Raw genomic sequence first — 20,550 nt, 5'->3', positions numbered from 1 at the left:
GGACAATGACCCGAAATCTGATCATCATCGGGGCCGGAATGGCCGCCGGACGCCTTGTGGAGCTGGTGACCGAGGCGGGTGGCTGGCATATCACGCTGTTCAACGCAGAGCCGCGTGGGACCTATAACCGGATCATGCTGTCGCCTGTCCTGTCGGGCGAAAAGACCTATTCCGAAATCGTCACCCACGACGACGGCTTCTATGCCGAGCGGGGCGTTGCCTGTCGCTTCGGTGAACGGGTGACGCGGATCGACCGGGAGGCGCGGACGGTGACGGGCGCTTCGGGCGACGTTCTGCCCTATGACAAGCTGGTCATCGCCACGGGGTCCGAACCGTTCATCATCCCGTTGCCGGGTCACGACCTCGATGGGGTGATCGCCTACCGCGACCTCGAGGACACCGAGCGGATGATGGGCCTGGCCGCGGGCCAGCGTGCGGTCGTCATCGGGGGCGGTCTTCTGGGCCTTGAAGCGGCGGCGGGTCTGCACGCGCGGGGCGTGTCGGTCACGGTCGTGCACCTGATGGGTCACCTGATGGAGCGGCAGCTGGACGAGGCCGCGGGATACCTTCTGCGCCGCGAATTGGTCGGCCGGGGAATCGACATCCGGTGCAGCGCGAATTCAAAGGAAATCAAGGGGAAGGATGGTAAGGTTCAGGCATTGATCCTGGAGGACGGGACGGAATTGCCCTGTGACCTCTTGGTGATGGCCGTGGGCATTCGTCCATCGACTGGACTTGCCAAGGCGGCGGGTCTGGCCGTCGGGCGCGGGGTGCATGTGGACGACCAGATGCTGACCTCGGATGCGGACGTGCTGGCCATCGGCGAATGCGTGGAGCATGGCGGGCAGGTGTTCGGCCTTGTCGCCCCGCTCTACGATCAGGCGAAGGTGGCGGCAGCGGTCCTGACCGGAGCGGAGGCGGCCTTCGTCAATCGCGAGACGGCGACGAAACTCAAGGTCACGGGGTGCGATCTGTTCTCGGCCGGCGATTTTGCCGAAGGCGAGGACCGGGAGGATATCGTCTTTCGCGACCCCGGGCGTGGCATCTACAAGCGCCTGGTTCTGAGGGACAATCGTTTGATCGGGGCCGTGATGTACGGCGATACGGGCGACGGTGGATGGTTTCATGGCCTCATCAAGGATGCGACCGACGTGTCCGAGATGCGCGATACCCTGATTTTCGGGCCGAGTTTCCAGGGAGGGGCCGCGCTGGACCCTATGGCGGCCGTTGCAGCCTTACCGGCTGACGCAGAAATCTGCGGCTGCAACGGCGTGTGCAAGGGTCAGATCACCACCGCGATCGAGGGCGGGGCGGGCACGCTGGATGCGGTGCGCGCCACGACGAAGGCCTCGGCCTCCTGCGGGACCTGCACGGGGCTGGTTGAGCAATTGCTTGCCGTCACGCTGGGCGAGGCATTCGTCTTGCCGACGGCCAAGCCGATCTGCGGATGCACCGACCTCACCCATGAGGATGTGCGCCGCCTGATCAAGTCGAAGCCCCTGAAATCGCAGCCCGCCGTCTGGCAGGAGTTGGGGTGGTCGACGCCGAACGGTTGCCATGTCTGTCGTCCGGCGATCAATTTCTACTTGCTGGCCGACTGGCCGCTGGAATACCGCGACGATCCTCAAAGCCGGTTCGTGAATGAACGTCGCCACGCAAATATCCAGAAAGACGGGACTTTCTCGGTGGTGCCGCGGATGTGGGGCGGGATCACGACGCCCGATGAATTGCGCGCGATCGCCGATGCCGCCGACAAGTACAAGGTGCCGACGGTCAAGGTGACCGGCGGCCAGCGGATCGATCTATTGGGCGTTCGGGGGGTCGACCTGCCGGCGATCTGGGCCGATCTGAACCGCGCAGGGATGGTATCGGGCCACGCTTATTCCAAGGGCCTGCGGACGGTGAAAACCTGTGTCGGGACGGATCATTGCCGGTTTGGCACCCAGGATTCGACGGGTCTTGGCATCAAGCTGGAAAAGGCGCTCTGGGGGTCGTGGACGCCGCACAAGGTCAAGTTGGCGGTCTCGGGCTGTCCGCGCAACTGCGCCGAGGCGACATGCAAGGACCTCGGCATCGTCTGCGTCGACTCGGGCTTCGAGATCAGCGTGGGCGGCGCCGCCGGGATGGACGTCAAGGAAACCGAGCCATTGGGCAAGGTCGCGACCGAAGCCGAGGCGGTCGAGTGGACCATCGCCTTCGTCCAGCTCTACCGCGAGAACGCAAAATATCTGGATCGGCCCTACAAATGGATTGCCAAGGTCGGCCTCGACTGGGTGCAGGCGCGGGTAGGTGACGCGGAGGAGCGGGCGCGCCTCGTGGCGGCCTTTGCCCTCAGCCAGTCGATCTATCAGCGCGACCCCTGGGCGGATCTTGCCGCCCCCGAGGCCGCACGCGGATTTGCGCCGCTCGCCGATCTCACGCTGGAGGCCGCCGAATGAACTGGATCGACATCGGAACCCCCGAGGATATCCCGCTGCGCGGCGCGCGCGTGGTCAAGACGCGGCTTGGTTGCGTGGCGGTGTTCCGGCCCGCTGCGGACGAGGTTTATGCCCTTGCCGACCGCTGTCCGCACAAGGGCGGGCCGCTGTCCGAGGGGATCGTGCATGGCCGCGCGGTGACCTGTCCGCTGCACAACTGGGTGTTTTCGCTGGAAACCGGCGCGGCGCAGGGCGCGGACGCGGGTCAGGTGGAGACCTATCCGCTGCGCATCGAAGGTGGGCGGTTGTTGCTGGATGGCGCGAAACTGGCGCTGCGGGGGGCTGCGTGAACGAGACGCGCACCACCTGTCCCTATTGCGGGGTCGGGTGCGGTGTCCTGCTGCGGCAGGGGCCCGAGGGGGTGTCGGTTCGGGGCGATCCGGATCACCCTGCGAACTTCGGGCGGCTGTGCTCCAAGGGCAGCGCGCTGGCCGAGACGCTGACGTCCGAAGGGCGGCTGCTGCAGCCGCGCGTTGATGGGGCAGATGTGTCGTGGGACGTGGCCCTGAGCCGTGTGGCGGACGGGTTTCGCACGACGCTGGAACGGCACGGGCCGGGATCGGTCGCCTTCTATCTGTCGGGCCAGTTGCTGACCGAGGATTATTACGTCGCCAACAAGCTGATGAAGGGGTTCATGGGATCGGCGAACATCGACACCAACTCGCGGCTTTGCATGGCGTCGACCGTGGCGGGGCACCGGCGGGCCTTCGGGTCCGATACGGTGCCCGGAACCTACGAAGATCTGGACGAGGCGGACCTTGTGGTGCTGGTCGGGTCCAACCTGGCCTGGTGTCATCCGGTGCTGTTCCAACGGTTGGTGGCGGCCAAGGCGGCGCGGGGCACCAAGGTGGTCGTGGTCGACCCGCGACGGACGGCGACCTGCGATGCCGCCGACCTGCATCTGGCGCTGCGCGGCGGCAGTGATACAAGCCTGTTCAATGGTTTGCTGGCCTATCTTCATGCGAATGGCCATGTGGATCACACCTATGTCGGGGCCCATGTGTCGGGTCTGGACGCGGCGGTCGCCATGGCGCAGCGGGATCTAAGCACCACGGGGTTGAGTGCGGAGGACTTGGCCGGGTTCCACGCCCTCTGGGCCCGGTCGGAGCGCGTGGTGACCGTGTTCAGTCAGGGCGTGAACCAGTCCACGGGCGGCACGGACAAGGTGAATGCGATCCTGAATTGCCATCTGGCGACGGGGCGGATCGGACGGCCCGGATGCGGCCCCCTGTCGGTGACCGGCCAACCCAATGCCATGGGCGGGCGCGAGGTCGGGGGGCTGGCCAATATGCTGGCCGCACATCTGGACCTGGAGGACCCGGTCCATCGCAGTGCCGTGGGCCGCTTCTGGGATGCGCCCGCCGTGGCCGACCGTCCGGGATTGAAGGCCATCGACATGTTCCGCGCGGTGCGGTCGGGCCAGATCAAGGCGCTCTGGATTGCCTGCACCAATCCCGTCGCCTCCATGCCCGAAGCCGACCTCGTGGCCGAGGCAATCCGGACCTGCGACCTGTCGGTGGTGTCCGACATGTACGCGACAACCGACACGGCGCGCTGCGCGCAGATCGTCTTGCCAGCCCTCGGATGGGCGGAAAAGGACGGCACGGTCACCAATTCGGACCGCACAATCAGCCGTCAGCGTGGCGTCGTGGCCGCACCCGGATCTGCGCGGGCCGATTGGGATATCTTTGCCGAGGTCGGGCGTCGGATGGGATGGAGAGAGGCGTTCTCCTATGCAAGCCCGGCCGAAGTGTTCCGCGAACATGCCGCCCTGTCGGGGATCGCGGGACGTCTGGGGCGCGATTTCGACATCTCGGACCTGAGCGGGTTGGACGACCGGGGCTATGCCGCGCTGGCCCCGACCCGCTGGCCGGTAAGCGGTGCGCGGCAGGGCGGGCGGTTCTTTGGCGCGGGCGGGTTCTTTACCCCCGACGGACGCGGGCGCATGATCCCGGTCGCAACCCCCGAAGAGACAGCGTCGCAGCCACGCTATCCGTTCCGGCTGAACACCGGGCGCATTCGGGACCAGTGGCACACGATGACACGCTCGGCCCTGACGCCGCGGTTGAGCCGTCATCTGGCCGAGCCGTTTCTGGAACTGCACCCGGCGGATGCGGTGACCCTTGGTCTTCGGGCGGCGGACATCGCGCAGGTCCAGAGCCCGCTTGGTCGCGCCTTGCTTCGGGTGCTGGTGACCGACCGAGTCGCGCCCGGCGCGCCCTTTGCCCCGATGCATTGGACGGCGGAATTTGCCTCGGCCGGTCGGGTCGATGCGCTGATCCCCGGGGCGGTCGATCCGGTCTCGGGCCAGCCCGACCTCAAGGCGGCACGGGTTGCGATTTCGCCCTTTCCGGCGGTCTGGTACGGCTTTGCGGTGTCGCGGTCGAAGCCTGCGCCCGACGCCGCCTATTGGGCGCGGTCGCGGATCGCAGGCGGTTGGGCGGTCGAGATGGCGGGCGATGTCGCGCTGGTGGATTGGGCCGGGAGGGCGGCGGCGATGTTCGGGCTGACCACATCGCCCCAGACCGTCACCGACCGGGTGAGCGGTCAGGTGCGACTGGCATTCTTCGAGGATGGGCTGCTGCATGCGGCGCTGTTCGTCTCGCCCGGTCCGGTCGCCGTGGAGCGGGCCCATGTCGCGGGCCTTCTGGGGCAGATCGCGCCCGATGTCCTGTCGGGGCGCAGTGGCGCCGGGCGGCTGGATCCCGGGCCGGTGGTCTGTTCCTGTCTCGGGGTCGGGCGCAACACCATCGTCGCCGCCGCCGAGGCCGGGATGGACGTCGAGGCCTGCACGGGGGCAGGCAGCAACTGCGGCTCCTGCAAGCCGGAAATCGCCGCTCTGATCGCGGGGCTTGCAGTACGGGCGGCGGCGGAATGAGCGTGACCCACGCCGTCGCCACCCTGGGCCGGGGTCCGGGGCGCGCCCGATCGCTGACCGAAGGCGAGGCAGAGGCGGCCATGGAAGAAGTGCTGTCCGGGGATGCCGCGCCCGAGGCTGTGGGCGCGCTGCTGATGCTGCTACGGATGAAGGGCGAAACGGCCGAAGAAATCGCGGGTTTCGTGCGCGCGGCGCGGCGGTCGCTGGATCTGGCCGCCAGGGGTGTTGCGCTCGACTGGCCTTGCTATGCCGCCGGGCGTACCCGGGGCGCGCCCTGGTTTCTGGCGGCGGCGCAGCGCGTGGCGCAGCAGGGAACCCCGGTCCTGCTGCACGGGGCGGGGCCGCAATTGCCGGTGATCCGTGCGGGGCTGGCCGATCTGGGCGTGACCGAGGCGCGGGACGCGGGGCATGCGCTAGACGTTCTGGAACGGGACGGGATCGCCTTTGTCGCGCTGTCGGCGGTGTCGCCCGCGCTGTTGCGGCTGTTGGAATTGCGGGCGGTGTTCGGCCTGCGGTCCTGCATCAATACGGTGCTGCGGATGCTGAACCCGTTCGGGGCGGCGGCGCAGGTGCAAGGCGTGTTCCATCCGTCCTATCGCGCGTTGCAGGCGGATGCGGCGGCCCTTCTGGGGCAACCGGGCCTTGTCTGCCTGAAAGGCGGCGGCGGAGAGTTCGAGAGGCATCCGGGCAAGCCCGCGACACTGTTCGGTCTGCGGCGCGGGGTACGGTTCGAGACCGTGCTGCAGCCCGCAATCGGCGACACCCGGCGCCTGACCGAGGCGGAAGGAACCCTGTCCGCGCCCTGTGCCTTCGGGCGGGCCACCATCAACGCGACCGTGGGGGCGGCGGCCCTTGCGTTCGACCATCTTGTTCCCGCCTGAGGAGATCACCATGAAAGCCTTTCCGATGTTCATTCGCACCACGGGCCGCCGGGTCGTGATCGCGGGCGGCGGCGAGCAGGCGGCGCAGAAGGCGCGACTGGTGGGCAAGACGGATGCGACACTGGTCCTGCTGGCCGACGCGTTGGATGACGAATTGTCGGCGCTGGTGGCCGAAGGGCGTGCAATCTGGGAGCGGGAGGTGACTGCGGCGGCATTTCGGGATGCGGCACTGGTTTTCATTGCGACCGGCTGTCCCGGGACGGACGGGGCGCTGCACGGTCTGGCCAAGGCGGCGGGCGCGGCGGTCAACGTGGTGGACCGTCCGGAGCTTTGCGACATGACGACACCGTCCATCGTCGACCGCGCGCCCGTGGTGGTCGCCATCGGGACCGAGGGGACAGCCCCGGTTCTGGGTCGGATGCTGAAGACCGAGATCGAGACGATGCTGGACCCGAACCTGGGCGCATTGGCCGAACTGGCGGGCCGCTTGCGCGTTGCCGTGGCGCAGCGCATTCCGCGCCCCGCGCGGCGGGCCTTCTGGCGCTGGATGTTCGAGGGTGCACCGGCGCAGGCCCATGCCCGGGGTGCCGCCCGGGAGGCGGCGGCGCAGGTCAAGGCGGCGATCGAGGCGGGCCGGGTGCCCGACGGCGCGGGGCGGGGGCATATCGCCTTGGTCGGGGCAGGGCCGGGGGCGCGCGATCTTCTGACCTTGCGCGCCGTGGCCCGGTTGCAGGAGGCGGATGTGATCTTCCACGACCGGCTGGTCGATCCCGATGTGCTGGAACTGGCGCGGCGCGATGCCGAACGGGTCTTCGTTGGCAAGGAGATCGGTGCCTGTGCCTGGCCGCAGGACCGGATCAACGCCCTGATCGTGGCCGAGGCGCGGCGCGGGCGGCGGGTGGTGCGCCTGAAATCGGGCGATCCGTCGATCTTCGGGCGCGCGACCGAAGAACTGGCCGCCGCGCGCGACGCGGGCATCCCGGTCGAGGTGGTGCCCGGCGTGACGGCGGCAAGCGGTGCCGCCGCGGCCCTTGGCCAGAGCCTGACCGAGCGGGGCGCGACCGACACGCTGGTGCTGGCCACCGGCACCTGCCGCCCCGGCGATCCGGCCCCGGACTGGACGCGCCACTTGCACCCGGGGACGAGCGTCGCGGTCTACATGGGGGTCGCCGGGGCGGGAGCGATGCGCGATGCGGCCCTGGCCGAAGGGGTGCCGCCCGACACGGGCGTCGTCATCGCCGCCGATGTGTCGCGCAGCAGCGAGCGCCTGATCGAGACGACGCTGGACGACCTGCCCGCGACGCTGACCCGGTGCGGCGTGACCGGCACCGCCGTCCTGTTGATGCGTCTGCCCAAGTCGGCGGCGGTGCAGAACCTGCGCGCCGTGGGGTAGAGCCGGGCCGCGAAAGGGGGTCGCGGTGTGGGGAGGGGGACGTTAAGCTTGTTTCAGTGGGGGCGGAATCGGCCCCGCATCCGAAACGAACCCCAGGGAGGGGGGCTGACATGCTCAACAAATTCAAGACATTCGCCGCAGCGACGGCTGTGCTGGCGATGACGACCCTGTCGTCTGCCGCACAGGAGCTGACGTTCTTCACCATCGGCACCGGCGGCACCGGATTCACCTATTACCCGGTCGGCGGTGTGATCGCCAACGCCATCTCGCGCCCGCCCGGGTCGCGCGAATGCGGCGACGGCGGCAGCTGCGGGGTCGAAGGGCTGATCGCGTCGGCGGTGTCGTCGCGCGGGTCGGTCGACAACATCAACGCCATCGTCTCGGGCCTGCGCGACAGCGGGTTCGCCCAGTCGGACGTGGCATACTGGGCCTTTACCGGCACCGGCACCCAGGAAGGCCAGCCCCCGGCGGAAAGCCTGCGCACCATCGCGGCGCTGTTCGAGGAGCATATCCATCTGGTCGCGCTGGCCGACAGCGGCATCAATTCGGTCGCGGACCTTGCGGGCAAGCGCGTGTCGCTGGATGAGCCGGGGTCGGGCACCTATGTGGACGCCAACCTCATCCTCGAGGCCGGCGGGCTGAGCCAGGACGACATCACCGTCGAGGCGCTCAAGGGCAATGCCGCCGCCGAGGCGCTGCGCAACGGGCAGATCGACGCCTTCTTTGCGGTCGCGGGCTATCCCACGGGCGCGGTTGTCGAGCTGGCTTCGGCCGCCGACATCAAGATCGTGCCAATCGACGGGGCCGTGGCTGAGGCGCTCGTGGACCAGCATGGCTTCTTTGCCGCCAGCGAGATCCCCGAAGGCACCTATGAGGGCGTGGCCGGTGCCAAGACCATTTCGGTCGGGGCCCAGTGGTTCACCAGCGCCGACAAGGACGAGGAGTTGATCTACAACATCACCAAGGCGCTCTGGAACGCCGAAACCCGCGTCCTGCTGGACGTGGGCCATGCCAAGGGCCAGACAATCACGCCCGAGACGGCGCTCGACGGGGTCGGCGTGCCGCTGCATCCCGGGGCCGAACGGTTCTACCGCGAGGCTGGCCTTCTGGAATAAGGCTGACCGGGGCGGGCCGATGCGGTCCGCCCCACTTCTTTCCGATTGACGGGCGGCCCGCGCGGTCGTCCGCCTTCGACCCGCGAGGCCCCCATGAGTGCGACCGACACCGGCAGCCTGTCTGCCCAGGAGCTTGCCGCCATCGAGCGCAAGTTCGACCCCGAGACCGCCCATCGTCCGACCGGGCCGATCATGAGCGGGATCATCTTCGCGGCGCTCGTGGCGATGTCGGTCTATCATTTCTATGCGGCGGGTTTCGCCCTCATCCGGGAGCTTTTGCACTTCGGCATCCATCTGGCCTTCGTGCTGGGTCTGGGGTTCCTGCTGTTCTCGTGGCGGCGCGCGCCGGAAGGAACGGAGGTCGAACGCAACTGGTACAGCTTCGACGGGATCAACATCCTCGACATCGTCTTTGCGGTGCTGGCCGTGGGGGCGGCGCTTTACCTGCCGCTTCTGCCGCCCGAAGTGGTGTCTCTGCGCGTCGACAACCCCGGATCGTTCGAGATCTTCATGGGCACGGCCCTTCTGGTCATCACGTTGGAGGTGGCGCGCCGGTCCATCGGGCCGACCCTGCCGATCATCGCCATGGGGTTTATCCTCTATGCGCTTTATGGGCCGGTGTTTCCCGGTGCGCTGAAGCATGGGGGGACAAGCTGGCTTGGCTTCGTCAACCACATCTACATGACCAATCAGGGGATTTACGGCGTGGCGATCGGAGCCATGGCGAAATACGTTTTCCTGTTCGTGGTGTTCGGGGCGCTGGCCACGCGGGTCGGGCTGGGCCAGTTGTTCATCGATCTGGCAACGGTTCTGGCCGGGCGCTATTCCGGCGGGCCGGCCAAGGTGGCCATCGTCGCCTCGGCCTTCATGGGGTCGATTTCCGGCTCGTCCATCGGGAACACCGTGACGACTGGTGCGCTGACCATTCCGGCGATGAAGCGGATCGGATACCCCAAGGAATTCGCCGCCGCGACCGAGGCCACGGCCTCGACCGGGGGGCAGATCACGCCGCCGGTCATGGGGGCCGCGGCCTTCATCATGGTGGAATACCTGAACATTCCCCTGCGGGACATTCTGCTGGCGGCGCTGTTTCCGGCGCTCCTGCATTATTTCGGCATCTTCATCATGGTGCATCTGGAGGCCAAGAAGCTGGGCCTGCGCGGCTTGACCGCCGCCGAGATGCCGCAGCTGTTCGCCGTTCTGCGGTCGGGCTGGCTGACCATCGCGCCGCTTGTGGTGCTGATCTACCTGATCGTCGACGGGCGCACGCCCAGTTACGCCGCCGTCTATGCCATCATCTCCTGCGTCGTGGTGGGCTTCATGCAGAATGGGATCGCCCGGGCGCAGGCCAAGGCCGCCGGGGTCGCCCCGCCCGAGGATCTGTTCGGCATCCGCGCCCTGCTCGAGGCGCTGGCCATGGGCGCGCGGGGCACCATCGCCATCGGCGCGGCGGCGGCCTGTGTCGGGATCATCGTCGGCGTCGTCACCCTGACCGGGACGGGGTTCCGCGTCGGCGCCATCGTGGTCGGGACGGCCAGCGACATCGGCCAGTTGTTCGCGTCGCTGCCACTGCTCAACATCTTCGACGTGCAGCAATGGTCGCTGTTCTTCTCGCTCGTGCTGGTGGCCATCGCCTGCATTGTGATGGGGGCCGGGGTGCCGACGACGGCGACCTATATCATCCTCGTGTCGGTCACGGCGGGGGCGTTCCAGATCCTTCAGGTGGAACCCATCGTCGCGCATTTCTTCGTGTTCTATTACGGCGTGCTGGCCGACATCACGCCACCCGTCGCACTGGCCGCCTATGCCGCCGCCGGGATCGCCGGGTCGAACCCGTTCAAGACCGGCAACACCGCCTTCCGACTGGGCATCGCCAAGGCGCTGGTGCCCTTTGTCTTCGTCTATTCGCCCTCGCTTCTTCTGGTGGCGCAGGGATTCAGCTGGGGAGCATTTGCCGTCACGCTGACCGGGGCGATGCTGGGGATCGCAGCGCTCGGGGCGGCCTTCTCGGGGTTTCTGCTGGCGCGGCTTTCGATGTGGGAGCGGGTGTATCTGGCGCTCGTGTCCTTCCTGTTCATCGCGCCCGGCCTTTTGACGATGGGGATCGGGGCGGTGGCCCTGCTGCCGATCGTCGTGCTGCAATTGCGGCGGGGTCGCGGGGATGAGCCCGCGTCCCCCGCCTGACCTGATACCGACAAAGGGAGTTTTGTCATGACCGATCGCCTTGCCACCGGAGAGCGCATTCGCCGCGAAGTTCTGGGCGATGCCCATGTGGACCGCTCTGCCCGCAACGCCACGGCCGTCGATCAACCCTTTCAGTCGCTGGTGACCGAGGCCTGTTGGGGCACGGTCTGGGCGTCGGACGCGATCACCCGGCGCGAACGCTCGATGCTGGTGCTGGCGATCCTGGCGGCGACCGGCAATTTCGAGGAGATCCCGATGCATGTCCGCGCGACGGCCAACACGGGGGCCAGCGAACAGGACATCACCGAGGTGTTCCAGCATGTCGCCATCTATGCCGGCGTGCCCCGCGCCAATCATGCGCTGAAGCTGGCCAAGACGACGCTGGCCGAGATGGCCGCCGGATAAGCGGGATGGGCGGACAAGGGGACATGGCGTTCACGCCGCGCGATTGGGGATGGCAGCCGCCCGCGCTGACGCCCGAATATCGCACGACCGTGGCGCGCGCCCCGGCCAATCCGCTGCTGCGCCTGCCGCCCACGCCGAGCGAGCTTTCGGGGCCGGTGTTCGGCCATGGCGATGTGGCGGCGGGGGACAATGACCTGCTGCACAACCATGCCGCGCCCGGCCAAAGCGCCATCGGCGAGCGGATCATCCTGCACGGTCGCGTCGTGGACCAGGACGGGCGGCCGGTGCCGGGCACCCTGATCGAAGTCTGGCAGGCCAATGCCGGGGGGCGCTATCGCCACCGGGTCGACGGCTATCTGGCGGCGCTCGATCCGAATTTCGCGGGCTGCGGGCGGGTGCTGACCGGGGCGGACGGGGCCTATTCCTTTCACACCGTTAAACCCGGCGCCTATCCCTGGCCCAACAGTGCCAACAGCTGGCGGCCCGCGCATATCCACCTGTCGATCTTCGGGACGGCCTTCGCGCAGCGCCTCATCACCCAGTGCTATTTTCAGGGCGATCCGCTGATCCCCCATTGCGCCATTGTCCGGGCCTTGCCCGACCCGGCGGCGCGCGACCGGCTGGTGGCGCGGCTGGACCTTGAGGCGACCGTGCCCTTCGACAGCGTGGCCTATCGCTTCGACATCGTGTTGCGCGGACGGGCGGCGACGGTGTTCGAAAACCGACCCGAGGGAATGTGACCATGGCCGAGCGTTCCGACCGCCTTCGCGAAACCCCGTCCCAGACTGCGGGGCCCTATGTTCACATCGGGCTGGCCCCGACGGCGGCGGGCATCGACGGGGCGCTGGCCGATCTGGGCCGAGAGATCGCGGGCGACGCTCAGGGCGCGCGGATCACCGTGTCGGGCCGCGTGATCGACGGGAAGGGCGCGCCCGTGGCCGACGCCCTGATCGAGGTGTGGCAGGCAGACGCGGCGGGGCGATACGGTGCCGAGGGATTCCGGGGTTGGGGCCGCGTCATTCCCGATTTCGAGACGGGCGAATGGCGGTTTGACACGATCAGGCCGGGTTCGACGGGCCCAGGAATTGCCCCGCACCTGACGCTCTGGATCGTGGCGCGGGGGATCAACATCGGGCTGCACACGCGTCTTTACTTCGGGGACGAGGGGGCGGCGAACGACGCCGACCCTGTGCTGGCCCTCGTGCCTGACGGGCGACGCGGAACCCTGATCGCCGCGCCGGACGGCCCCGATGCCTATCGCTTCGACATCCACCTTCAGGGAGAGGACGAAACCGTCTTCTTCGACGCCTGAGTGATCTGCCCATGACGAAACCCTGCATCATCTGCGTCGCCATCACCGGGTCCGTCCCGACCAAGGCCGACAATCCGGCGGTGCCGATCACCGTGGCCGAACAGATCGAATCGACGCAGGAAGCCTTCGAGGCGGGGGCCAGCATCGCCCATTGCCACGTGCGCGACGATGCGGGCGCGCCCACCTCCGACCCCGAGCGGTTCGCCCGCCTGAAAGAGGGGCTGGAGACGCATTGCCCCGGCATGATCGTGCAATTGTCGACCGGCGGGCGGTCGGGCGCGGGGCAGGCACGGGGCGGAATGTTGCCCCTGCGGCCCGACATGGCGTCGCTTTCGGTGGGGTCCAACAACTTCCCGACCCGCGTTTACGAGAACCCGCCCGACCTGGTGGACTGGCTCGCCTCCGAGATGCGGACCCACGAGGTGGTGCCCGAGGTGGAGGCCTTCGATCTGAGCCACATCCTGCGCGCGATCGAGATGCACAAGGCGGGCGCGCTGTTCGGGCCGCTCTACGTGCAGTTCGTGATGGGGGTGAAGAACGCGATGCCCGCCGACCGGACCGTCTTCGACTTCTATGTGGAGATCATGCGCAGCCGTGCGCCCGATGCCGAATGGTGCGCGGCGGGAATCGGGGCGCAGCAGATCGTGGTCAATGAATGGGCCATCGCGGCGGGGGGCCACACGCGCACGGGGCTGGAGGACAATGTCCGGCTGGACCGCGCGACATTGGCCCCGTCGAACGCGGCGCTGGTCCGGCGCGTGGTCGACCTTTGCGCGAAACATGACCGCCCCGTCGCCACCTGGCAAGAGGCGCGGCAGATGTTGGGGCTGCGCCCTGCGGCCGCGTAAAAAGGTCGAATAATCCCCGACGGATTTTCGAAAGCCGCTTCCTTTCGTGAAACTGGTATACTATCATACCAGTTAGAGACTCGGGGATTATCGGAGGCAAACGACGATGGCATCGCATCCAATCGTACAGGCAGGGGAAAACGTGACGCGGCAGGTCCTTGCCGATCACCCGGACCTGATGGTGGTGGCCTTCGGATTCGAGGCCAAGGGGGCGGAAGGTGCGCTGCACAACCATCCCCACGTCCAGTCGACCTTCGTGGAAAGCGGTCGATTCCGTTTTTCCATGGATGGCGACACCTTCGAAGTGGGCCCGGGCGACAGCTTCGTGATCCCTTCGAACGCGGTCCACGGCTGCGTCTGTCTGGAACCCGGCCGCCTGGTGGATTGCTTCACCCCGCGCCGCGACGATTTTTTGTGAAGAGAGCGACAATGACCCTGAAAACCGAAACCCGCCACGCCATCGACGCGACCACGGCCAAGTCGCTGGACACCACCGGTCTGCGCGACCATTTCCACAAGGGCGGGCTGTTCGCGACGGGCGAAATCAACCTCGTCTACACCCATTACGATCGTCTGATCCTGGGATCGGCCGTGCCCGGATCGGGCAGCCTGACGCTGGACCAAGTGGCCGAGACGGGAACGCCGAATTTCCTCGATCGCCGTGAAATGGGCATCCTCAACATCGGCGAGACGGGCCAGGTCGAGGTCGGTGGCGAGACGTATAGGCTGGAAAACGGTGAGCTGCTCTATGTCGGCATGGGCGGCGGTCCGGTGACGTTCTCGGGTGCGGGGCGGTTCTATATCACCTCCTCGCCCGCGCACCGCACCTGTCCGACCAAGCTCATCAAACTGTCGGACGCGCGCCGGGTCGAGTTGGGCAGCCGCGAGACGGCGAACGAGCGGGTCATCATCCAGTTCCTGCACCCCGAAGTCTGCGAGACGTGCCAGCTTCTGATGGGCTACACCCAGTTTCAGCCGGGCAGCCTGTGGAACACGATGCCGGCCCACCTGCATGACCGCCGGATGGAAGCCTATCTCTATTACGACGTCCCGGAAGATGCGCGCGTTTTCCACTTCATGGGCAAGCCCGAAGAGACGCGCCACATCGTCATGGCCAACGAAGAGGCCGTGATCTCGCCGCCCTGGTCGATCCACTGCGGTGCGGGCACGGCGGCCTATACCTTCTGCTGGACCATGGCGGGCGACAACGTCGATTTCACCGATATGGACATGGTCGGAATGGACGAGCTGCGATGACCCCCTTCGGTCTGGACGGACAGACGGCGCTGGTCACCGGCGCGAATACCGGCATCGGCCAGGCCATCGCGATGGCCATGGGCCGGGCCGGGGCGCATGTGATCTGTGCCGGCCGGTCGTCTTGCGACGAGACGGTGGCCCAGATCGCCAGTGCCGAGGCGATGACGCTCGACTTTGCCGACCCGATGGCCGCGCGCGATGTGTTCGCGGACCGGCAGGTGGACATCCTGGTAAACAACGCGGGCATCATCCGCCGCGACGACAGCGTCGATTTCACCGAAGAAGACTGGGACGCGGTGATGGACGTGAACCTGAAGGCGGTGTTCTTCACCTGTCAGGCCTTTGCCAGGGCGGCCCTGCCGCGCGGGGCCGGGAAGATCGTCAACATCGCCTCGCTCCTGTCGTTTCAGGGGGGCATCCGCGTGCCGTCCTATACCGCGTCCAAGCACGGGGTCGCGGGCCTGACCAAGATCATGGCCAACGAATGGGCGGCCAAGGGCGTCAACGTCAACGCAATCGCCCCCGGTTATATCGAGACGAACAACACCGAAGCCCTGCGCGCCGATCCCGACCGCAACAAGGCCATCCTGGACCGCATTCCGGCGGGACGGTGGGGCAAGGCTGACGATATCGCGGAGACGGCGGTTTTCCTGTCGTCGCCCGCAGCGAATTACATCCACGGCGCCGTTCTGAACGTCGACGGTGGATGGTTGGCACGCTAGGGCCTCAGCTGGCGACGCGTCCCGGCAGATACTTCGGCGCAACCGTGCCGGGGCGCATCGCCTCTACTTCCGTCAGAATGCTCGAAACCGGCAGGCCGGTGGCCCGTTGCAATGCCGCGGCATAGGGCGGCAGGTTCGTGCATTCGAGCAGGATGTGGCGGTGGCCGGGCCGTTGGCATCCGGTGACGAAATCCACCAGTTCCCGCGTGGCCAAATTGGGGTCGAGCGTGGCGCGGTTGTCCTCGATCACCTGGCGCAGGTGCATCTGCGGCGGCAGGCCGACCAGCCCCGCCATGTGGTCGCCCTGCGCGCCCAGATGCAGACGGTTCAGCCGTGCGGCATCGAAGGTCAGGATCAGGATTTCACCCGGCGCATGGTCGCGGGCCAGCCGGGGCAGCGCGGTCAGGGCCGAGGCGATGACGGGCATCTTCGTGCGGCGGGCCAGGTGATCCTGCCAATAGGACAGGAACCCGCAGGATGTGGCGATGACCTCGCCCCGTGCCCTTGCCAGCGCCGCCTCGAAGGGGGCGATGTCGATCAGATCGGGGCGGTCGCTGACGATCCGACGCACGGTGGCGCCCGGCACGATCAGCAGTTCTGCCGCGCCCAGATAGGTGTCGGGGCAGGCCACGTCGCCCGGAATGCGGGGAAACCCCGTGTCGAGTTGCAAAACGGTGATCGCGGGGCGCATCGCTATTGCCGGATGTTGTCCGGCAGCCAGGTCGCCAGCCCCGGGAACGCCACCAGGATTACCACCATCAGCAGCATCAGGCCCACCATCGGCAGGGCCACCTTGGAGATATAGCCGATCTCGTGCCGGGTCATGCCCTGCAACACGAAGAGGTTGAACCCGATGGGCGGCGTCACCTGTGCCATTTCCACGACCACGACGATGAAGATCCCGAACCAGATCACGTCGATCCCGGCCTGCCGGATCATGGGTTCGACGATCGCCATGGTCAGGACGACCGACGAGATGCCGTCGAGGAACATGCCGAGGATGATGTAGAACACGGTCAGCGCGGCGATGAGGGTGATGGGCGACAGGCCCAATTCGTCGATCCAGGCGGCGAGCGCGCGGGGCAGGCCGGTGAACCCCATCGACAGCGACAGGAAGGCCGCGCCCATCAGGATCAGCGCGATCATGGCGGATGTCCGGGTCGCGCCCATCAGGCTTTCGATGAAGGCCGAGGGTGTGAGCGACCGCTGGAACCCCGCAAGGATGAGGGAGCCGATGACCCCGACGGCGGCCGCCTCGGTCGCGGTGGCCCATCCGAAATACATCGACCCGATCACCGCGAAAACGAGGCAGAGCACCGGGATCAGGAACCGGCTTTCGGCCAGCATTTCGCCGAAGGTGATGCGCGGTTCGGGCGGCGGACGTTCGCCCCGGCGCAGGTAGTGCCAAGCAACGATGTAGGACATGAACAGCCCCGCGAGCACGAGGCCCGGGATGATGCCCGCCATGAAGAGCTTGATGATGCTTTCGTTGATCGACACGCCATAGACGATCAGGGTCAGCGAGGGCGGGATCATCAGGCCGAGCGTCGCCGCCCCCGCCAGCGTGCCGATGATCATGTATTCGGGATAGCCGCGCTTGCGCAGTTCGGGGATCGACATCTTGCCCACGGTGGTGAGCGTCGCCGCCGAAGACCCCGAGACGGCGGCAAAGACCGTGCAGCCCGCGATGTTGGTGTGAAGCAACCCGCCCGGCAGCCACCGCATCCAGGGGGCGAGGCCGCGGAACATGTCCTGGCTCAGGCGGGTGCGATAGAGGATCTCGCCCATCCAGATGAACAGGGGCAGGGCGGTCAGGGTCCAGCTGCTGGCCCCGGCCCAGATCACGGTGATCATCGCGTCGCCCGCGGGCCGCGTGGTGAACAGCTCCATCCCGACGAAGGCGACGCCCATCAGGGCCAGGCCGATCCAGATGGACGACCCCAGAAGGGTGAACAGGACAAACAGGAAGACGATGGTGGCGTAGGCTTCGGTCATTCGACGGCCTCCGACACGATGGGGTTCACGCCGGTCACCAGCATCCGGTAAAGCGTGTCCCACAGCGCCACGGCCAGAAGGATCGTGCCCACCGACATCGACAGCTGCGGGATCCAGAGGGGGGTGTAGACCGAGGCGCCGCTGCCGTCGGCGAACGCCTGACCCCAGTCGCCGATGGCGCGCCCGGGCAGGGTGAACAGGGTGACGACCCATTCGGGGATCTGGTCCTGTCCCTGGGTCCGGTCGTTCAGCATCTCGGAAAAGATATTCGCCTTGACCGCATAGCGCGCCAGATAGGTGGCGATCACGGCGGCGCCGAAAACCGCAAAGAGGTCGAGCCACTTCTTCAGGAAGGCATTGGCGTTCAGGATGATCGAGACGCGGATATGCGCCCCCCGGGTCAGCGCGTGGCAAAGCGCGAAGAACGATGTCCCGGCCATGGCGTAGCCCGCGAATTCGGTCGTGCCTGGAAGGGCGACGCCGGTCCAGCGGGCGATCATCTGGCTGACGATCAGAAGGATGATGGTCAGCATGAAGACCGCCGCGATGGCCCCGCTGAGCAGATAGAGCCGGTCGAGACCCCGCCACAGGGGGCGAAGCGCCGGTTCCAGGCGCGGCCCGGCCACGAGGCAGATCACGCCGATCAGGCTTGGCACGACGAACAGCCAGACCCAAAGCGGCAGCCCCATGACGGGCGACCAGTCATTCATCGTTCGGTCCTTCGATGGAAGAGGGGCCAGCCTGTGAAAGGGCTGGCCCCGTATTCGCTCAGTTCGCGTTGTAGGCGTCGAGGATGGCCTGACCCTGCGCGCCGGTCTGTTCCAGCCAGTCGGCGGTCATGCCCGCGCCGATGGTCTCCAGCTCGGCCAGGAATTCGGGGCCCGCGTCGGTGACGGTCATCCCGTTCTCGGCCAGCCCGTCGAAGTAGAAATTCGTCAGCTCTTCGGATTTGGCGAGGCAGCTTGCCCCGGTCTCGTCGGCGGCGCGTTGAATGGCGGCCTGCGTGTCGGCGTCGAGGGCATCCCATACGCCCTTGTTGACCATGACATAGTTGCGCGGCAGCCAGGCGTTCACCTTGTAGTAGTGGCTGAGGTATTCCCAGACCTTCTGGTCATAGCCCGTGGAGCCGGAAGAGATGAACGCCTCGGCCACGCCGGTGGCCAGCGCCTGCGCCAGTTCGGCGGCTTCGACCTGCACAGGGATCATGCCCATTTCTTCGGCAAAAGTGGCGGTCGCGGTGTTGTAGGACCGGAACTTGACGCCCTGCGTATCGGCGGACCCGTTCACTTCCTTGTTGAAATAAAAGCCCTGACCCGGCCAGGGGCAGGTGTAGAGCGTGACAAGCTGCTGGCCCGCCAGTTCTTCGTTGACGACGTCCTTGGCGGCCTGCCAGAGCTTTTCGTTCGCCTCATAGCTGGTGGCGACGAAGGGCAGGTTGTCCCACCCCAGAAGCGGCGTCTCGTTCGCATGGCTCGACATCAGGCGTTCGCCGATGGGAACCTGACCCGTCTGGATCGCCCGCTTGATATCGCCGCCGCCGAACAGCGACCCGCCGGGGTGGACGGTGATGTCGATGGCCCCGTCGGTGTATTCCCGCACCTTGTCGGCAAAGATCACACCCTGTTCGGAGTGGAAGTTGGTGGCCGCATAGGCCATCGGCATGTCCCAGGACTGGGCATGGCCATCGGCCATCGCGGTGGTCGCGGCGACCATGCCGACACAGGTCGTTGTGAGGAATGTTTTCATTGGTACTCTCCCTGACTGCGGCGGTCAGCGCGCAGCGAATTTCTGCGGGTCAAATGGTGCCAAATCCATGTTCGGCTTATGCCCGTCGATCAGACCCGCGATGATCCGACCCGTTTTGGGTCCAGCTGTCAACCCGACGTGCTGGTGCCCGAAGGCGCTGAAACTGCGGCCCTGCGGGTCGTTCGCGCCAATCAGCGGCAGGCTGTCGGCAGGGGCGGGACGGTGGCCCATCCATTCGACCACCTCGTCGTATTCTAGGTCGGGCATCAGCCGGGCCACCTGTCGGCGCAGCATGTCGAAGGGCGGACGGCTCGGCCCGGCCTCCAGCCCGCCGAATTCGATGACGCCCGCCGCGCGCAGCCGCCCGTCCATGGGGGTCAGGACGAACTTGCCGCTGGCCACCATCATCGGATTGCGCGGCATCCGTGATGGGTTGACGAATTCGATGTGATAGCCGCGCTCGCTCTCGAAGGGGACGTCGAGGCCCAGTTTGCGGGCCATGGCGCGCGACCAGGGGCCCAGGGCAAAGACGATACGGTCGGCCGACAGGTCGCCCTTGTTTGTCCGCAGGGCAGTGATCTCGCGCCCGTCCATCTGAAGGTCGGTAATTTCGGCCAGGGTGATCCGGCCGCCCTGTTCGACGAAGTGATCGGCCAGCGCCTTCACATAGGCCCCGGGGTCGGAGATGCGGCCATGGTTCTTGCAGCGGACCACCACCTCGAAGGCGTCGCCGAAGGCCGCGTCGACCTGCGCATACTCTGCGCCGTCCATCACCTCGAAGTCGAAGCCCGCAGCCCGGCGCCTGTCCCAGGCCATCTGGTCCGCGTCGTACGCGGCGCGGGTGGCGTAGCCGAAGCAATAGTCGTCGGGATGGATGTAGTGCGCCGCCTGAGTGCCCTGGGCCAGCGCGCGATGCTGGTCGAGGGAGTCGTGCAGAAGCTGCGCCATGGCCGCCCCGTAGTGATCCACATGGGCCGGGGTCGCGTGCCCCAGATAGCGCCAGAGGAACGGCAACAGCCGGGGCAGATAGGCCCACCGAAGGAACAGCGGCGCGTCCCGGTCCAGAAGCATTCCGGGTGCGCGGCCAAGCAGGCCCGGGGTCGTCACCGGGATGATCGCGCCCGCCGCCAGAACGCCGGCATTGCCATGGCTGGTGCCTGTCGCGGGCCCCGTCCGGTCCACAATGGTGACGTCATGGCCCGCACGCTGAAGCCAGATGGCGCAGGACACGCCGACGATACCCGCACCCGCAACGATGATCTGCATGGGACCCTCCTGTTCCAAGGGTGACCCGTTTTGCAAACCTATGCAAGGCGGGGGCCTGCGGATCGGGGGGC

General features: G+C 67.1%; 19 protein-coding genes. 14 read left to right on the top strand and 5 right to left on the bottom strand.

The window, feature by feature from the left end; genetic code table 11:
* Positions 1 to 5 precede the first annotated feature (5 nt).
* The 14 genes from nirB (at position 6) to kduD (ending at position 15,472) form a co-directional block, all read left to right on the top strand.
* Positions 6 to 2,438: a nitrite reductase large subunit NirB gene (gene nirB / locus BM002_RS02295; RefSeq protein WP_092776904.1), complete on the top strand. Its 2,433-nt coding sequence runs from the start codon at positions 6 to 8 to the stop codon at positions 2,436 to 2,438.
* On the top strand, positions 2,435 to 2,767 hold the full coding sequence (gene nirD, locus BM002_RS02290; protein WP_092776902.1) for a nitrite reductase small subunit NirD: 333 nt from the start codon (positions 2,435 to 2,437) through the stop codon (positions 2,765 to 2,767). Before nirB ends, nirD begins: the two co-directional genes overlap by 4 nt.
* Positions 2,764 to 5,355, top strand: coding sequence for a nitrate reductase (locus BM002_RS02285; protein WP_092776900.1), 2,592 nt, complete (start codon positions 2,764 to 2,766; stop codon positions 5,353 to 5,355). Before nirD ends, BM002_RS02285 begins: the two co-directional genes overlap by 4 nt.
* The gene (locus tag BM002_RS02280) at positions 5,352 to 6,236 is read left to right on the top strand and encodes a glycosyl transferase family protein (protein ID WP_092776898.1); all 885 of its coding nucleotides are present in this window, start codon (positions 5,352 to 5,354) and stop codon (positions 6,234 to 6,236) included. Before BM002_RS02285 ends, BM002_RS02280 begins: the two co-directional genes overlap by 4 nt.
* Positions 6,237 to 6,246: 10 nt before the next feature.
* The gene (gene cysG / locus BM002_RS02275; protein ID WP_092776896.1) at positions 6,247 to 7,629 is read left to right on the top strand and encodes a siroheme synthase CysG; all 1,383 of its coding nucleotides are present in this window, start codon (positions 6,247 to 6,249) and stop codon (positions 7,627 to 7,629) included.
* Between the two features lie 110 nt (positions 7,630 to 7,739).
* Positions 7,740 to 8,744, top strand: a complete 1,005-nt coding sequence (locus tag BM002_RS02270) for a TAXI family TRAP transporter solute-binding subunit (RefSeq protein WP_092776894.1) — start codon at positions 7,740 to 7,742, stop codon at positions 8,742 to 8,744.
* A gap of 93 nt (positions 8,745 to 8,837) precedes the next feature.
* Positions 8,838 to 10,928: a TRAP transporter permease gene (locus BM002_RS02265; RefSeq protein WP_092776892.1), complete on the top strand. Its 2,091-nt coding sequence runs from the start codon at positions 8,838 to 8,840 to the stop codon at positions 10,926 to 10,928.
* 27 nt (positions 10,929 to 10,955) lie between these two features.
* Positions 10,956 to 11,333, top strand: coding sequence for a 4-carboxymuconolactone decarboxylase (gene pcaC, locus BM002_RS02260; RefSeq protein WP_092776890.1), 378 nt, complete (start codon positions 10,956 to 10,958; stop codon positions 11,331 to 11,333).
* 23 nt (positions 11,334 to 11,356) lie between these two features.
* The gene (gene pcaH / locus BM002_RS02255) at positions 11,357 to 12,073 is read left to right on the top strand and encodes a protocatechuate 3,4-dioxygenase subunit beta (RefSeq protein ID WP_092776888.1); all 717 of its coding nucleotides are present in this window, start codon (positions 11,357 to 11,359) and stop codon (positions 12,071 to 12,073) included.
* Between the two features lie 2 nt (positions 12,074 to 12,075).
* Complete coding sequence (pcaG, locus tag BM002_RS02250) at positions 12,076 to 12,645, top strand: protocatechuate 3,4-dioxygenase subunit alpha (RefSeq protein WP_092776886.1); 570 nt, start codon at positions 12,076 to 12,078, stop codon at positions 12,643 to 12,645.
* A gap of 11 nt (positions 12,646 to 12,656) precedes the next feature.
* A complete protein-coding gene (locus BM002_RS02245) occupies positions 12,657 to 13,493 on the top strand; it encodes a 3-oxoadipate:acetyl-CoA acetyltransferase (protein ID WP_092776884.1) in 837 nt (278 codons plus the stop codon).
* 106 nt (positions 13,494 to 13,599) lie between these two features.
* The gene (locus BM002_RS02240; RefSeq protein WP_092776882.1) at positions 13,600 to 13,911 is read left to right on the top strand and encodes a cupin domain-containing protein; all 312 of its coding nucleotides are present in this window, start codon (positions 13,600 to 13,602) and stop codon (positions 13,909 to 13,911) included.
* An 11-nt stretch (positions 13,912 to 13,922) separates the two neighbouring features.
* A complete protein-coding gene (gene kduI / locus BM002_RS02235; RefSeq protein WP_092776880.1) occupies positions 13,923 to 14,750 on the top strand; it encodes a 5-dehydro-4-deoxy-D-glucuronate isomerase in 828 nt (275 codons plus the stop codon).
* Positions 14,747 to 15,472 (top strand): 2-dehydro-3-deoxy-D-gluconate 5-dehydrogenase KduD, encoded by a 726-nt coding sequence (gene kduD, locus BM002_RS02230; RefSeq protein ID WP_092776878.1) that lies wholly within the window; start codon positions 14,747 to 14,749, stop codon positions 15,470 to 15,472. Before kduI ends, kduD begins: the two co-directional genes overlap by 4 nt.
* 4 nt (positions 15,473 to 15,476) lie before the next feature.
* Here kduD and BM002_RS02225 read toward each other — a convergent pair whose 3' ends face one another.
* From BM002_RS02225 to BM002_RS02205, 5 genes are read right to left on the bottom strand one after another with little or no spacing between them, the layout of a single operon-like run.
* Positions 15,477 to 16,163 (bottom strand): aspartate/glutamate racemase family protein, encoded by a 687-nt coding sequence (locus tag BM002_RS02225; RefSeq protein WP_092776876.1) that lies wholly within the window; start codon positions 16,161 to 16,163, stop codon positions 15,477 to 15,479.
* Positions 16,164 to 16,165: 2 nt separating this feature from the next.
* Positions 16,166 to 17,467 (bottom strand): TRAP transporter large permease, encoded by a 1,302-nt coding sequence (locus tag BM002_RS02220; protein WP_092776874.1) that lies wholly within the window; start codon positions 17,465 to 17,467, stop codon positions 16,166 to 16,168.
* Positions 17,464 to 18,177, bottom strand: a complete 714-nt coding sequence (locus BM002_RS02215) for a TRAP transporter small permease (protein ID WP_092776872.1) — start codon at positions 18,175 to 18,177, stop codon at positions 17,464 to 17,466. The genes BM002_RS02220 and BM002_RS02215 overlap by 4 nt, the downstream gene beginning before the upstream one ends.
* Positions 18,178 to 18,235: 58 nt before the next feature.
* Positions 18,236 to 19,213, bottom strand: a complete 978-nt coding sequence (locus BM002_RS02210; protein WP_092776870.1) for a TRAP transporter substrate-binding protein — start codon at positions 19,211 to 19,213, stop codon at positions 18,236 to 18,238.
* 24 nt (positions 19,214 to 19,237) lie between these two features.
* Positions 19,238 to 20,479 (bottom strand): NAD(P)/FAD-dependent oxidoreductase, encoded by a 1,242-nt coding sequence (locus BM002_RS02205; protein ID WP_092776868.1) that lies wholly within the window; start codon positions 20,477 to 20,479, stop codon positions 19,238 to 19,240.
* Between the last annotated feature and the right edge of the window lie 71 nt (positions 20,480 to 20,550).

The sequence above is a fragment of the Jannaschia pohangensis genome (genome assembly GCF_900113875.1).
Lineage (GTDB): Bacteria > Pseudomonadota > Alphaproteobacteria > Rhodobacterales > Rhodobacteraceae > Jannaschia > Jannaschia pohangensis.
The sequence above is the reverse complement of the archived record's forward strand: the minus strand, read 5'-3'. Positions and strand labels throughout refer to the sequence as shown.

Coding starts and splice junctions, on each gene's coding strand:
- nirB (WP_092776904.1), top strand. CDS start 6: ATGACCCGAAATCTGATCATCATCGGGGCCGGAATGGCCGCCGGACGC.
- nirD (WP_092776902.1), top strand. CDS start 2,435: ATGAACTGGATCGACATCGGAACCCCCGAGGATATCCCGCTGCGCGGC.
- BM002_RS02280 (WP_092776898.1), top strand. CDS start 5,352: ATGAGCGTGACCCACGCCGTCGCCACCCTGGGCCGGGGTCCGGGGCGC.
- cysG (WP_092776896.1), top strand. CDS start 6,247: ATGAAAGCCTTTCCGATGTTCATTCGCACCACGGGCCGCCGGGTCGTG.
- BM002_RS02270 (WP_092776894.1), top strand. CDS start 7,740: ATGCTCAACAAATTCAAGACATTCGCCGCAGCGACGGCTGTGCTGGCG.
- BM002_RS02265 (WP_092776892.1), top strand. CDS start 8,838: ATGAGTGCGACCGACACCGGCAGCCTGTCTGCCCAGGAGCTTGCCGCC.
- pcaC (WP_092776890.1), top strand. CDS start 10,956: ATGACCGATCGCCTTGCCACCGGAGAGCGCATTCGCCGCGAAGTTCTG.
- pcaH (WP_092776888.1), top strand. CDS start 11,357: ATGGCGTTCACGCCGCGCGATTGGGGATGGCAGCCGCCCGCGCTGACG.
- pcaG (WP_092776886.1), top strand. CDS start 12,076: ATGGCCGAGCGTTCCGACCGCCTTCGCGAAACCCCGTCCCAGACTGCG.
- BM002_RS02245 (WP_092776884.1), top strand. CDS start 12,657: ATGACGAAACCCTGCATCATCTGCGTCGCCATCACCGGGTCCGTCCCG.
- BM002_RS02240 (WP_092776882.1), top strand. CDS start 13,600: ATGGCATCGCATCCAATCGTACAGGCAGGGGAAAACGTGACGCGGCAG.
- kduI (WP_092776880.1), top strand. CDS start 13,923: ATGACCCTGAAAACCGAAACCCGCCACGCCATCGACGCGACCACGGCC.
- kduD (WP_092776878.1), top strand. CDS start 14,747: ATGACCCCCTTCGGTCTGGACGGACAGACGGCGCTGGTCACCGGCGCG.
- BM002_RS02225 (WP_092776876.1), bottom strand. CDS start 16,163: ATGCGCCCCGCGATCACCGTTTTGCAACTCGACACGGGGTTTCCCCGC.
- BM002_RS02220 (WP_092776874.1), bottom strand. CDS start 17,467: ATGACCGAAGCCTACGCCACCATCGTCTTCCTGTTTGTCCTGTTCACC.
- BM002_RS02215 (WP_092776872.1), bottom strand. CDS start 18,177: ATGAATGACTGGTCGCCCGTCATGGGGCTGCCGCTTTGGGTCTGGCTG.
- BM002_RS02210 (WP_092776870.1), bottom strand. CDS start 19,213: ATGAAAACATTCCTCACAACGACCTGTGTCGGCATGGTCGCCGCGACC.
- BM002_RS02205 (WP_092776868.1), bottom strand. CDS start 20,479: ATGCAGATCATCGTTGCGGGTGCGGGTATCGTCGGCGTGTCCTGCGCC.